The organism is Ruegeria sp. MALMAid1280, assembly GCF_049195285.1.
GTDB lineage: Bacteria > Pseudomonadota > Alphaproteobacteria > Rhodobacterales > Rhodobacteraceae > Ruegeria.
The window spans coordinates 17,173-29,097 of sequence record NZ_JBMIRT010000030.1 but is presented as its reverse complement, the minus strand read 5'-3'; the positions used below and the strand labels follow the sequence as shown (position 1 = coordinate 29,097).

The 11,925-nt window shown below is 59.3% G+C and carries 13 protein-coding genes; 2 read left to right on the top strand and 11 right to left on the bottom strand.

Annotated elements, in window-relative coordinates:
* Positions 1 to 4: 4 nt before the first annotated feature.
* The 9 genes from ACOQFT_RS00995 to ACOQFT_RS00955 all read right to left on the bottom strand — a co-directional run bounded on the left by ACOQFT_RS00995 (position 5) and on the right by ACOQFT_RS00955 (position 8,058).
* Positions 5 to 871 carry a branched-chain amino acid ABC transporter permease gene (locus tag ACOQFT_RS00995; RefSeq protein WP_421596205.1) on the bottom strand — a complete coding sequence of 289 codons (867 nt, stop codon included), beginning with the start codon at positions 869 to 871 and terminating at the stop codon, positions 5 to 7.
* Positions 871 to 1,593: an ABC transporter ATP-binding protein gene (locus tag ACOQFT_RS00990; protein WP_421596204.1), complete on the bottom strand. Its 723-nt coding sequence runs from the start codon at positions 1,591 to 1,593 to the stop codon at positions 871 to 873. Before ACOQFT_RS00990 ends, ACOQFT_RS00995 begins: the two co-directional genes overlap by 1 nt.
* The gene (locus tag ACOQFT_RS00985; RefSeq protein WP_421596203.1) at positions 1,586 to 2,314 is read right to left on the bottom strand and encodes an ABC transporter ATP-binding protein; all 729 of its coding nucleotides are present in this window, start codon (positions 2,312 to 2,314) and stop codon (positions 1,586 to 1,588) included. Before ACOQFT_RS00985 ends, ACOQFT_RS00990 begins: the two co-directional genes overlap by 8 nt.
* Before the next feature lie 67 nt (positions 2,315 to 2,381).
* Positions 2,382 to 3,671 (bottom strand): ABC transporter substrate-binding protein, encoded by a 1,290-nt coding sequence (locus ACOQFT_RS00980; protein ID WP_421596202.1) that lies wholly within the window; start codon positions 3,669 to 3,671, stop codon positions 2,382 to 2,384.
* 27 nt (positions 3,672 to 3,698) lie between these two features.
* The gene (locus ACOQFT_RS00975; RefSeq protein WP_421596201.1) at positions 3,699 to 4,751 is read right to left on the bottom strand and encodes a maleylacetate reductase; all 1,053 of its coding nucleotides are present in this window, start codon (positions 4,749 to 4,751) and stop codon (positions 3,699 to 3,701) included.
* Positions 4,741 to 4,869 (bottom strand): hypothetical protein, encoded by a 129-nt coding sequence (locus ACOQFT_RS00970; RefSeq protein ID WP_421596200.1) that lies wholly within the window; start codon positions 4,867 to 4,869, stop codon positions 4,741 to 4,743. The genes ACOQFT_RS00975 and ACOQFT_RS00970 overlap by 11 nt, the downstream gene beginning before the upstream one ends.
* A gap of 11 nt (positions 4,870 to 4,880) precedes the next feature.
* Positions 4,881 to 6,389 carry an aldehyde dehydrogenase family protein gene (locus tag ACOQFT_RS00965; RefSeq protein ID WP_421596199.1) on the bottom strand — a complete coding sequence of 503 codons (1,509 nt, stop codon included), beginning with the start codon at positions 6,387 to 6,389 and terminating at the stop codon, positions 4,881 to 4,883.
* A 109-nt stretch (positions 6,390 to 6,498) separates the two neighbouring features.
* Positions 6,499 to 7,533 carry a hypothetical protein gene (locus ACOQFT_RS00960; protein WP_421596198.1) on the bottom strand — a complete coding sequence of 345 codons (1,035 nt, stop codon included), beginning with the start codon at positions 7,531 to 7,533 and terminating at the stop codon, positions 6,499 to 6,501.
* Positions 7,534 to 7,554: 21 nt separating this feature from the next.
* On the bottom strand, positions 7,555 to 8,058 hold the full coding sequence (locus tag ACOQFT_RS00955) for a hypothetical protein (RefSeq protein ID WP_421596197.1): 504 nt from the start codon (positions 8,056 to 8,058) through the stop codon (positions 7,555 to 7,557).
* Positions 8,059 to 8,243: 185 nt separating this feature from the next.
* On the opposite strand from ACOQFT_RS00955, the gene ACOQFT_RS00950 reads away from it, so the two are divergent.
* Together ACOQFT_RS00950 and ACOQFT_RS00945 are read left to right on the top strand one after the other, a co-directional pair.
* Positions 8,244 to 9,023: an IclR family transcriptional regulator domain-containing protein gene (locus ACOQFT_RS00950; protein WP_421596196.1), complete on the top strand. Its 780-nt coding sequence runs from the start codon at positions 8,244 to 8,246 to the stop codon at positions 9,021 to 9,023.
* Positions 9,024 to 9,026: 3 nt separating this feature from the next.
* Positions 9,027 to 10,889 carry a cobaltochelatase CobT-related protein gene (locus ACOQFT_RS00945; protein WP_421596195.1) on the top strand — a complete coding sequence of 621 codons (1,863 nt, stop codon included), beginning with the start codon at positions 9,027 to 9,029 and terminating at the stop codon, positions 10,887 to 10,889.
* A 6-nt stretch (positions 10,890 to 10,895) separates the two neighbouring features.
* Here the strand turns inward: ACOQFT_RS00945 and ACOQFT_RS00940 are convergent, their stop codons facing one another.
* The gene (locus ACOQFT_RS00940) at positions 10,896 to 11,393 is read right to left on the bottom strand and encodes a hypothetical protein (RefSeq protein WP_421596194.1); all 498 of its coding nucleotides are present in this window, start codon (positions 11,391 to 11,393) and stop codon (positions 10,896 to 10,898) included.
* Positions 11,387 to 11,779 carry a DMT family transporter gene (locus ACOQFT_RS00935; protein WP_421596193.1) on the bottom strand — a complete coding sequence of 131 codons (393 nt, stop codon included), beginning with the start codon at positions 11,777 to 11,779 and terminating at the stop codon, positions 11,387 to 11,389. The genes ACOQFT_RS00940 and ACOQFT_RS00935 overlap by 7 nt, the downstream gene beginning before the upstream one ends.
* Positions 11,780 to 11,925: the final 146 nt, after the last annotated feature.

The window sequence follows — 11,925 nt, the reverse complement described above, 5'->3', positions numbered from 1 at the left end:
CGGATTACCCTTTCATCTTCGGAAACAGGCCCTGCGGTTTGACCACCAACAGGACAAGAAAGGCCAGATGGCCCGCGAGGATCTGGAGCCCCGGATCAATCTGGGCGCCAATGGCCTGCGCCACGCCCAGAATGATGCCACCCGCAAGCGTCCCCCAGAGGTTGCCCAACCCACCGATAATCACGGCCTCGAAGGCAAACAGCAGGCGTGTGGGTCCGACCGAGGGGTCGAAATTCGTGCGCATCGCCAGATAGACACCGGCAATCCCGACAACGGCCGAGGCGATCGCCGTGGCATAGCCGAAGATCTTGGCGTTGTTGGCCCCCATCAGGCGCACCGTATCCTGATCATCGGACGTGGCGCGCAGCACCCGGCCCAACGAGGTTTTGTAGAAGAACGCCTGCAATCCGGAGATCACGATCAACGCCGAAGCGAAAATCAGCAGCGGCATGACTCCGATGGAAATGCTCTGGTTGATCGGGATCGAGGCGGTCTCCAGCCATCCCGCCTGCAATTTCTGACTGTCGGCCGAAAACACCTCGAGCAGCACGTTCTGGATGATGATCGAAAACCCGAAGGTTACCAGCAATGGCGGCAGAATATCCTCCCCCAGCGTTCGGTTCAGCAGCACCCGCTGGCCCACATATCCGATCAGGGCCATCCCCGGCACCACGACAAGCATGGCCCAAAGCGGGTGAACCCCGGAGGCCGCGACAACGATCAGCGCGCCATAGGCCGCCACCACGATAAAGTCACCATGTGCGATATTGACGAAGCGCATCACGCCGAACATGAGGCTCAGCCCCGCAGCGAAGAGCGCGTAGAGTCCGCCCAGCAGGATGCCCTGTATGATTGCGTTTACCCAGTCCATCAGGCAGCCTCCCCATCCTCAAGGCCGAAATAGGCGGCCGATATCTGTTCGCGGGTCAGGTCCCCGGGTTTGCCGGTCAGCGAGACGTGACCTTCCTGAAAGCAGTAGACCCGATCCGCGACGGCCATCGCCTGGTTCACGTCCTGCTCGACCACGATCATGGTCGCGCCATGCGCCTTGATCTTGGGGACGGCCTCGTAAATGTCCTTGATCACGATGGGCGCCAAACCAAGGCTGATTTCGTCACATAACAGCAGCTTCGGGTTCGACATCAGCGCCCGTCCGATTGCCACCATCTGCTGCTGGCCACCGGACAGGTCGGTGCCGCCGTGATGGCGGCGCTCAGCCAGGATCGGGAACAGGTCGTAGATCGTTTCCAGCGTCCATTCCGATCCGCTGCGGCCATAGGCTCCGATCAGCAGGTTCTCTTCGACCGTGAGAGAGGGAAACAGCCTGCGCCCCTCGGGCACCATGGCCAGCCCCTGTTTGACAAGTCTGTGCGCCGCAGTGCCACCGACCGGACGGCCCAAAAAGGTGATGTCCTGACCGGTGGTATCCAGCATGCCGGTGATCGACCGCAGGAAGGTCGATTTTCCTGCCCCGTTCGAGCCGATGATGGCAACCGTTTCGCCCTCGTGGATCTCGAAGTCGATCCCGAACAGGGCTTGAAAGTCGCCGTAATGGGCGGTCAGCCCGCAGGTTTGCAGAACCGGATCAGCCATCGCCTTCAATCCCCATATAGATTTCCTTGACCTGAGGTGAGTTCATCACCTCCTTCGGATCGCCCTCGGCGATCTTAGCGCCGAAATTGATCACGATCAGCCGGTCGACCACGGCCAGAAGCGCATGCACGATATGTTCGATCCAGATGATGGAAACGCCGGATTTGTGGATTTTTTTGATGGTATCGACCAGTTCATGGCACTCGTGTTCGGTCAAACCGCCCGCGATTTCATCCAGCAACAGCAGTTTTGGGTTGGTGGCCAAAGCGCGCGCCATCTCCAGTCGCTTGCGTTCCAGCAAGGTCAGCGCGCCGGCGCGGACATTAGCTTTGGGCAGCAGACCGGTCCGGTCCAGCACGTCGACGCAGCGGTCATAACATTCGCTTTCGCGAACCGAGTCACCGAAGGCACCGCCCACAAGCAGGTTCTCAAAAACTGTCATCCCGGCGAAGGGGTGCGGGATCTGGTAGCTGCGCCCGACACCCAGACGGCAGCGTTTCGACGCGGAAAAGGCGGTCACGTCACTGCCCTGATAGTTCACACGCCCGGCATCAGGTTTCACGCCACCCGCGATCAGGTTGAACATGGTGCTTTTGCCCGCACCGTTTGGACCGATGACGCCAAGCGCCTCACCATCTTTCAGTGTGAAGCTCAGATCGTCCGTCACCTTGAGCTTGCCATAGCTCTTGGACACTGACTCCAATGTCAGGATGTCGCTCATGAAGCGTCCTCCGGAAAACAGGTTGTGCCCCGGGCAGGGGAGAGGCGCCCGGGGCGGGACATGGGGATCAGGAAATAGCTTCCATTGAACCACCGGTCGGTACCTCGGGCGCGATCCCGTTGGCGGTGATCACCATGTCGTATTTGAACGGTCCGCCCAAACGCCACTGACCACCAACAAGTGGGGTCTTGGACACGTTCGGCACCGGCCCGGAGCTGAAGTCGATATGGCCGACGACGGTGTCCAGCTTGGTTTCAGCAACAGCATCGCGCACCTTGTCATAGTCGAACGGATCGCCCGAGCGCGACAGCGCGTCGGCGGCCACCTCGAACAGGGCGTGGGCAAAGCCGATGGGCTGGGTCCACTGGCGGCCGGTCGCTTCGGTGTAACCGTCTGCGACCTGCGCGGCGCTTTGACCTGTCAGCGAGGATGAGAACGGGTGGTTCGGCGTCCACCACACTTCGGAACTGAGGTTCTGACCTGCGTCGCCAAGTTGCTCGACCACCACCGGGAACAGGATGGCCTTGCCCATCGAGGCGATCTTCGGCGTGTAACCCTGCTGTCGGGCCTGTGTCCAGAACGTGGTGAAATCCGGTGGGATCATCACCCCGGTGACAATATCGGCAGTGCCGTTTTTGAAGGCGGAAATCTGGGCTGAGAAGTCGTCGCTCAGGTTCTGATAGCGGCCCGGATCGATCAGGTCATAGCCAAGTTCTGAAAGTGGTTTGGGAAAGCCCAGTTCCGTATCACCCCAGGCATTGCCGTCGCCGTCATTGGGGAACATGCCACCCACGACCTTAGAGGTGTCAAGTTGCCCCCACATCTCGGTAAAGACGGCAATGACGTCCTCAAGGCCCCAGAAGAAGTGGTAAGTGTATTCGAACCCGGTTTCCGGCTCGCCGCCACGGGTGAAGAACCAAGGCTGCCAAGGTGCTACGGTTGAGATACAGGGCACTCCGTTGATCTCGCACTGGTCCGAGACCGGGTTTGTGGTTTCCGGGGTCGAGGAGACGACCATCAGATTGACCTCGTCTTCGAGGATCAACTGCGCCGCTACATCCGCTGCGCGATTGGGGTTCGACTGGCTGTCCTTGACAATCACTTCTACACCATAGGTGCTGCCATCAATGGTGATACCTTCGCTGAACGCGGCGTTGATCCCGGCAAGGATGTATTCGTCTGATTCCGCGAATGCCGCCAACGGCCCGGTTCGGGGGCTGACATAGCCGATCTTGATCACGCCGTCGGCTGCGTGGGCGCGGCGGGTGAAGGACAGGCTGGATGTCAGCGCGGCGCTGGCAAGCGTGGTTTTTATAAGAGTTCTGCGGTCGATGAGACCAGGTTGGCGAACTAACATTTCTTCCTCCCTTAGCAAGTTTGTTGGTTACGGGCGGGTTCCCTCAAACGCCGCCTGCAGCATCTCGCGAACCCCGTCGCGGGTGACGGGGCGCGGATTGTAGTAGGGGTTCTGCACCGCCAGATCGGCGGCCTTGTCCAGCCCGGCCTCGGTCATGCCAAGCTCGGCCAGCGATTTGACGCGGCCGACCGATTGCAGCAGATCATAAAGCCCGGCTGGCGCATCCCCGATCCCCAACGCGCGCGCAATGCGCGCCATCGCGTCGGGCGCGGCCTCGCGGTTATAGGCCGCGGAATAGGCGATCATCAGGCAATGCACATCGGCATGAGGCAGGTCGAACGAGCCGCCCAGCGTGTGGCAAATCTTGTGGTGGATCGCCATGCCGACCGAGCCGAGGCAGGCCCCGGCCAGCCAGGCTCCGTACAGAGCCTCGGCACGGGCGTCGATGTTGCTGCCGTCCTCCATCACCTTTGGCAGCGCCGCGCCGAGGGCGCGAATACTCTCTTCTGCCATCATCGAGATGATCGGGTTGGCATCTTGCGCGTAAAGCGCCTCGACCGAATGGGCGATGGCGTTCATACCGGACGGGCCCGAGATGAAATCCGGCAAAGTCAGCGTCAGCTCGGGGTCGTAGATCACGGTCTCGGGCAGAACCATGGGCGAGCGCAGCGTGGTTTTCACGCCCCCTTCGGTTTGACCCAGGATCGGGGTCATTTCCGACCCTGCATAGGTGGTGGGCACCACGACCTGCGGCAGATCGGTACGGTAGGCGATGGCCTTGCCCAGACCGATGGTCGAACCACCGCCAACAGACAGGATACCGTCGCAGTTCATCTGCTCCATCTGGTGCATCGCGGATTCCGTCACCTGCACCGGCGTGTGCATAACCGCGCCGGGATAAAGCGCGCCCACCCGGTTGCCGATCATGGCTGCGAATGTCGCGCAGGTTTCGGACTGATCGGCAGTAGACAGGACCAGCGCCCGCTTGATACCCAGCCGGTCAAGTTCCTCGCCCACTTCGGCGCGGCGTCCGGCACCAAAGATCACGCGCGAGGACAAGCCGTCATAGTTAAACTGCACGGGTTTTCTCCTTGGCCGGGGGTTTCAGTGCTGCCAGCATCTTTTCCAGCTTCGTGCACGTGCCGAGTTCGGCCTTTTTGCATTTTCCGCAGCAGGTGGAGTCGTTCCTCTTGGTCATCACAGCCTCCCTCAGCGCTCGTAATGAGGCGGTACTTGTGCATCGACATTGACCCAGACCGATTTGGGTTGGGTGTATTCGTGCATCACTTCGAACCCCATTTCCCGACCGTAGCCGCTTTCACCGATGCCGCCGAAAGGCGAGGCCGGGTGGACAACCTTGTAGGAGTTGATCCAGACCATGCCGGCCTGAATATCCCGTGCAAAACGGTGCGCGCGGGACAGGTTCTGGGTCCACAGACCCGATCCCAGCCCGTAGATCACACCATTTGCCATCTCCAGCGCCTCTTCTTCCTCGCGGAAGGTCGAGACGGTGACGAAGGGGCCGAACACCTCTTCCTGGCAGACGCGGCTGTCGATGGTGGCGCGCACTATGGTTGGCTCGACGAAGCAGCCGTTTTCCAGTTCGGCGGAGTCGGGGGCCTTGCCGCCGGTGACAATCTCGCCGCCCTCATCGGCTGCGATCTTGGAATATTCCAGCACCCGCTGTTGATGCATCTTCGAAGTCAGCGGACCCATTTCGGTATTTGTGTCCAGCGGATTGCCCAGCCGGATGGATTTGGCAAGTGCTGCGAATTTTTCGGTGAACTCGTCGGCCACATCCTCGTGAATGATAATGCGCGAGCCCGCGATGCAGGCCTGACCCTGATTGTGGAAAATCGCCCAGGCCGAGCCACCGATGGCGGCGGGCAGGAAGGCATCCTTGAAAATGATATTGGGCCCTTTGCCGCCCAGTTCCAGCTGTACCTTTTTCAGATTACCGGCTGAGGCCTGCACGATGCGGCGGCCGGTGGCAGTGGAGCCGGTGAAGGCGATCTTTTTGACGTCAGGATGTTCCGAAAGGCGCGCCCCGGCGGTGTGGCCGTAGCCGGGCACCACATTGACGACACCGTCGGGGATGCCAACCTCTTTCATCAACTCAGCAATGCGCAGGGTTGTCAGCGGTGTGATCTCAGCCGGTTTGATGACAATCGTGTTCCCCGCAGCCAGCGCCGGGGCCATTTTCCAGCTGGTGAACATCAGCGGGAAGTTCCACGGCACAATCTGTCCCACCACGCCCAGCGGTTCGCGTTGCACATAGTTGATGAAGCCCGGATAGACTGGCGGTAGCGAGCCTTCGACCTTGTCTGCCATACCTCCGAAATAGCGGAAACAACGGGCTGTGCGCGGAACGTCAAGCTTGCGTGCATCGCGCACCGGGTGACCGGTGTCCAGCGCCTCAAGTCGGATCAGTTCTTCTGCATTGGCTTCGATGGCATCCGCGAGTTTCAACAAAAGCTGGCCGCGATCTGCGGCGTCCATGCGCGACCAAGCTGGAAAAGCGGCTTTGGCCTCCTCGACCGCACGGTCCACGTCCTCTTCGCGGGCTTCGGCAATCTCGCAGATCTTGGAATTGTCGAACGGGTTCAGAACATCGATCGTGCCGCCGCCGATGGCGTCGACGAATTCACCGCCGATAAACAGTTTGGTCTGGATCGGCCGGGTCAATCCGGCATTCTTGAAGGCGGGCAGGATGGTCATCGCGCAAATCTCCTCCGTTCATGGAAAGGGGCATTCCATGGGTAGCGCTTATCGCGTGTCTTGAGGTTATTTCGGGCAGAGCGGCCCTCTGCCCGGAGAATGGTTTAAATCAGAAGTCTACCGGAACGTTCGGTGCCTTGCCCTCGCGGATGAGCTCCGGGATCTTGGGCGAACCGTTTTCCCAAACCAGCAGCATCGACCGCTTTGGCGAGAAACCCTGATGGCGGACATCAGCGGGCATGCAGGCCACGTCACCGGCCTTCATGTGAACCACAGCCTTGGGGCGGCCCCGCTCACCATCCTTGATGTTCCAGGTGATCTGGTCGGACATCTGAATGAACCACTCGCTGCGGTCATTGCCATGCTCGACAGGCAGGATGTATTCCTCGGTTGTCGGGCAGAACAGGCTGTCCTTGACCACCGAGCATACTGACGGGTTCCAGGTCACGTCCGAACGGCTGAGATAGCCGAACAGGTTATAGGCCTGAACCTCATGCTCGAAACCCGGTTCCGCGTTCACTTCGGGCTGGCCCTGGTCGACATCGTCGAACATGACATTGACCGGATAGCCATTCTCATCGGTACGCAGCGGTGTGTCACCGGGAACGCCGACCATGCGACGGGCGGTGACGCGCTGGCGGCTGACTGCATCGTCATTGTCACCGTTCTTGATGCCCCAAGGGGTGCCGGTTTCACGCGGCGCCGCGAAGGGATCGAACCCTTCGATGGTCCAGTCCGAGATCATGCCCTTGAAGATCTCCATCAGCTCATCCGCCTTGAACCGCTCGATATAATCGTTGCCGTCAGCGACATAGGCTTCGTTCAGCGTGCCGTAGAACATCTCGACCTCACCATAATAGTTGGTGGTGCCGAAGACCGGGTCGAAATTCACGGTGCCGTAGAAAAAGCCCCATGCCACGTCGCGCATCAATGCCCGCAGGAACACGTCCACCGACATAGTGTGGGTGCCCTTCGGTGTTTCGATATAGGCGAAATATTCATCGCGGCGGAAATTGAACTTGCCTGCCTTGAAGGATTTGTATCCGGTCACGTTATCGGCAGGGTCGACCGAGAAACCGCCGGACAGCGGCAGTCCGCGGGGATTGCTGATTTCGGTGTTGCCGATATCTTCTTTCATAGCCATTTGGTGTCTCCTCCGCGAAACTTACTGGTGACAGAACTCGGCCCATTTGTGCTGGGTCACGGGTCCGTCGATTGTTTGGATCATAAGGGTGGCCGGGCTTTCGGCGCTAAAACGGTAGGCCGCACCGACCGGCAGCAGGGCCATATGGCCGCGGCTCAGTTTGATCGTGCCCATTTTGGGGCCTTGCGGATCACCGGACAGCTTGTGCGCGCCTTCGCTTTCGGGGTCGACAACGGCGTCCGGGTCTTCGAGTTTCACCAGTTCCACCGTTACCGGGTAGTCCATCGCAACGGCGAATTCGTCATGAGCCGCAGTGTACCAGGGCGACGTGCCTTCGGCGCGGGTGGACTCGATCACGTATTCGAAATTCTTGGCCACAGCGACGCGCTCGTATGGGGCGGATTTTGCGGCAACCTCGTACATGTTCGAGAAGACATAGTTCTTTTTGTTGTCCTCACTGATGACGGTGATCGACCCGCTTTCATATTCGTCGATCGAGGCGAAATCTGTGGTGTACTGGCTCACGGCCTATCTCCTCCTGGCAGTTCAGCCGAACCTGATGTTCGCAATCCGAACGGCTGTTCATATTGCGAACTGTGCCCGTGTTGGGTATTTTACGTCAACAGAGTGAACCGCAAAATGTTCGCAATACGCCCATTTGTTCGGTATGCGGTTAAAATCGAAGCGAATCGAGAGGAAAACGCCCCAAAATGACGGTTCTGGAGCCAATCGAACACACGAATCGGGATTTCGTCGGATCGCTTGCCAAGGGCCTTCGCGTGCTGCGATCCTTCAATGAGGGGACCGAAAAGATGACGGTTTCCGACGTCGCAAGGGTCACGGAACTGCCGCGAGCCGGGGCGCGTAGGCTGCTTTTGACCATGCATGCGCTTGGTTACATGTATACGGACGGCAAGTATTACAGCTTGTCACCCAAGGTACTTGAGCTTGGATTTTCCTATCTCAGTTCGCAAAATTGGTTGTCGCTGGCGTCGCCGATCCTTGAAAGGCTGCGCGACGAACTGAACGAGGCGGTATCGGTCACGGTGCTGGAAGGTGCGGACGTGGTGTATGTTGCCCGGTTCCAGACCGACCGCGTGATGACGATGGCGATGGATATCGGGTCGCAGAAACCGGCTTATTGCACGGCTATGGGGCGTGTACTGCTGGGCGCATTGCCCGAAACAAAGGTGCGCGAGGTTCTTCTGGCGTCGGACATCAAGGCGCATACGGAACACACGCTGACTGACATCAACGAGATAACGGCTGCGATCTGCCAGGTGCGTTCACAGGGCTATTGCCTGATCGACCGCGAGCTTGAAAACTCTCTGGTCGCCATTTCGGTGCCGTTGAAGAACTATCACGGCGAAACGCTGGCGGCGGTGAACGTGTGTGGCCATCCCGGAAACCTGTCGCTGGACGATCTGGAAACGCGCTGTCTGGTGGCGCTCAAAGCCGCCACTGACAAGATATCTCAGATTCTGGTCTGATAGGTGACGGAGGACGTCCGCAGCACCATCCAGAAGCGCGACGACAAAGGCGTCGTGCGTCATGGTGGTGAATGGCTGACGATCTGGTCCGATCCTGACAGCCTGAAATCCGAAAGCGAGAAGCGCGAAGAGGCAAACCGGGATCAGGCGTTGCGAGATATCGAGGCGAGCCTGGCAGCCACTGCGCGATCCATGGTCGGGCGGGATGTCGAGGTGCGTTTTGGACCAGCTGCCGGCGCCGACACGAATTGTATCGTACTGCCGAAACTCGAACCGGACGCCGCAAATCTGGTGGCGCTACGGGGGCAATGCGATGCCAGCGCCAGCTTTATGGTGCATCATAACCCCGACCTGCATCTGACACTGTCGCCCAAGGACTCGACCCGGGCACGGCTGTTCCTTCTTCTCGAACACCTGCGCTGCGAGGCGCTGGAAGCCTCGGCTTTTCCCGGCGTGGTCAACAATCTTGTCGCCCTGCAGGTCGACCGCCTGAAGCGCGCGCAACTGTTGCATGCGCATCTCGCCTCGCTGCTGCCTCTGGCCGAGGCGCTGCGCATGGTTTGCCGCGACAGTTTCCTGGGCGCCCCTGAGCCAAGCCTGCAGACCGCCGGATTCCGTATGTGGGACAGGTGGCTGCGCGAAAGGTATCAGAAACAACTTACCAAGATGGCGAGCGTGATCGGCGACCAACGGGCTTTTGCCGAGCAGTCCAAATCTTTCCTTGCAGCTTTGTTGGCCGAGTTGCCCTCGGCCGGTGAACGTCAACGGCGCGCCTTGACGGATCAGGATAATGATTCAGGAACGGATAGCAGTGAACGGCGCTTGTCCGACGACCCGGCGGATGCTCCGCTTTTTGAACCGGGCGAGGTCGAAAACGACTTCAACGACTTGCCACATCCCGTTTCAGCAAGCCCATCTGTAAATCCCAGGCCCTATCGCGTTTTTACGACGCAACATGACCGCGTGGTTCACGCCAACGATCTTGCTCCGTCTGCCAGTCTGCGTGAGGCGCGGCTTAGGCTCGACGCGCGCATGTCAGAATACCGTGCCGAAGTCACGCGCCTTGTCAGCCGGCTCCAGCGTCGAATTCTCGCGCAGCAAACGCGTCAATGGGAGTTTGATCTGGAAGAAGGGCTGATCGACGCCGCAAAACTGGACCGTGTGGTCATCAACCCGGGCTTCGAACACGCCTACAAACAGGAAACCGACAGCCCGTTCCGTGACACGGTCGTAACCTTGCTGATTGATAATTCCGGGTCGATGCGGGGGAAGCAGGTGGAAACCGCCTGCGTTGTCGCGGAACTTCTGGCGGCCGCGTTGGAGCGTTGTGCCATCTCGACCGAGATTCTCGGCTTTACCACCTCGGCCTGGAAAGGCGGGAGGTCGTACAAGGACTGGTTGCGGGCAGGTAAACCTGCGGAACCCGGTCGTCTGAATGATGTTCTGCACATCATCTATAAAGACGCCGCAACACCCCTGCGCCGCGCCAGGGATAGTATTTGCGCGATGTTGTCGCCTTCCATTCTGAAGGAAAACATCGACGGTGAGGCGCTGGAATGGGCCGCCGTACGCTTGTTGCAGCGCCCGGAACAACGCAAGATTTTAATTGTTCTGTCCGATGGCGCACCGGTCGATCAGGCCACGCTGGAGCGGAACGAAGATAAGGCCATTCTTGACCGGCACCTGCACGAAGTCATCGCGCACGTGGGTACGAACAGCAGCGTCCAGCTGTGCGCGATCGGTATTCGGCACGACGTGTCGGCTCATTATCCGATCAGCCGACGGGTAGATCGCGTGGAAGATCTGGCCGATGTTGTGGTCGACCTTCTGGACCAATTATTGCAGCCCGGTCGCCCGAAAGGCTAAAGCAATTTAAGCCGCTTTGGAGGCCTTCTTCCTCAGCGCCACCTGATCTTTGAACGTGATTGCCCACATCGCCACCAGGATCATTGCCGTCGAAATGTAGAACGCCCCGTCGGGCAGAAAACCGAACAGCAGGAAATCTGTAATGACAGCAAAGATCAGCGATAGGTATTCAAAAGGGGCAAGTTTGGAAGTCTCGCTATGCTGCAAGGCGAGTGTCATCATGATATGTGCGATACCCCCGGCGATACCGGCGCCGCACAGATAGGTCAGTTGCAGCAGATCCGGCGCAACCCAACCCCAAAATCCTGAAGCCGCGCCGGCAACGGCGCTGGTGAGCGCGAAGTAGAATGCAATGGATCCGGCATTTTCTGTCTGCGCCAGGCTGCGGATCTGAATTTTGGCCCCGGCAGTAAGGACGGCCATGGCGAGGGCCAGTGCCACGCCGATCAGATAGGGCTGGTCCAGGGTTGCGGCCTGGAACTCCGGCAGCACAAGGACTAGCATGCCCAGGAACCCCAGAACCACCGCATTCCGGTCACATGCTCTCCCAACAAAAACCGGGCAAGTACCACCGCCAGAACGGGCGTCAGGTAGCCAATGGTGGAGGCATGCGCAAGCGGCAGGTACTTCAATGAGGCAAACGAGGCAAACAGGGCCATACAGCCCAAAAGGCAGCGCAAGATATGCGCAAATGGCCGTCGCGTGCGCAGGCTCGCGGGAAAATTCCGCGTCCACATCAGGAACAGGACAAGCGGGATGAGTGCCACGGCACTGCGGAAGAAAACCACCTGACCCAGAGGCACAGCATCGGCGAGGAGCTTCACGAAGACGACCATCAAGGTGAAAAAGAAAGTTGCGCCGATGCGCAGAGCGATACCTGTGGCTTCCAATTTATTGCCTTCTAATGGGTTGTGGGAAACGCGTGCACAGCGTACAAAAACGCCCAACACTCAATAGGGCAGGCCAACAACAGGACTGTTTATTGTCCCTGAACCTTTCTGCAATTCACTGTTTGAAAGGCGCCGCTGCCGTCAAC

What these genes read in the sequence shown, in the direction of transcription:
- ACOQFT_RS00980 (WP_421596202.1), bottom strand. Translation starts at nt 3,671, where the DNA reads ATGTTAGTTCGCCAACCTGGTCTCATCGACCGCAGAACTCTTATAAAA.
- ACOQFT_RS00970 (WP_421596200.1), bottom strand. Translation starts at nt 4,869, where the DNA reads ATGACCAAGAGGAACGACTCCACCTGCTGCGGAAAATGCAAAAAGGCC.
- ACOQFT_RS00940 (WP_421596194.1), bottom strand. Translation starts at nt 11,393, where the DNA reads ATGCTAGTCCTTGTGCTGCCGGAGTTCCAGGCCGCAACCCTGGACCAG.
- ACOQFT_RS00950 (WP_421596196.1), top strand. Translation starts at nt 8,244, where the DNA reads ATGACGGTTCTGGAGCCAATCGAACACACGAATCGGGATTTCGTCGGA.
- ACOQFT_RS00985 (WP_421596203.1), bottom strand. Translation starts at nt 2,314, where the DNA reads ATGAGCGACATCCTGACATTGGAGTCAGTGTCCAAGAGCTATGGCAAG.
- ACOQFT_RS00995 (WP_421596205.1), bottom strand. Translation starts at nt 871, where the DNA reads ATGGACTGGGTAAACGCAATCATACAGGGCATCCTGCTGGGCGGACTC.
- ACOQFT_RS00990 (WP_421596204.1), bottom strand. Translation starts at nt 1,593, where the DNA reads ATGGCTGATCCGGTTCTGCAAACCTGCGGGCTGACCGCCCATTACGGC.
- ACOQFT_RS00965 (WP_421596199.1), bottom strand. Translation starts at nt 6,389, where the DNA reads ATGACCATCCTGCCCGCCTTCAAGAATGCCGGATTGACCCGGCCGATC.
- ACOQFT_RS00960 (WP_421596198.1), bottom strand. Translation starts at nt 7,533, where the DNA reads ATGGCTATGAAAGAAGATATCGGCAACACCGAAATCAGCAATCCCCGC.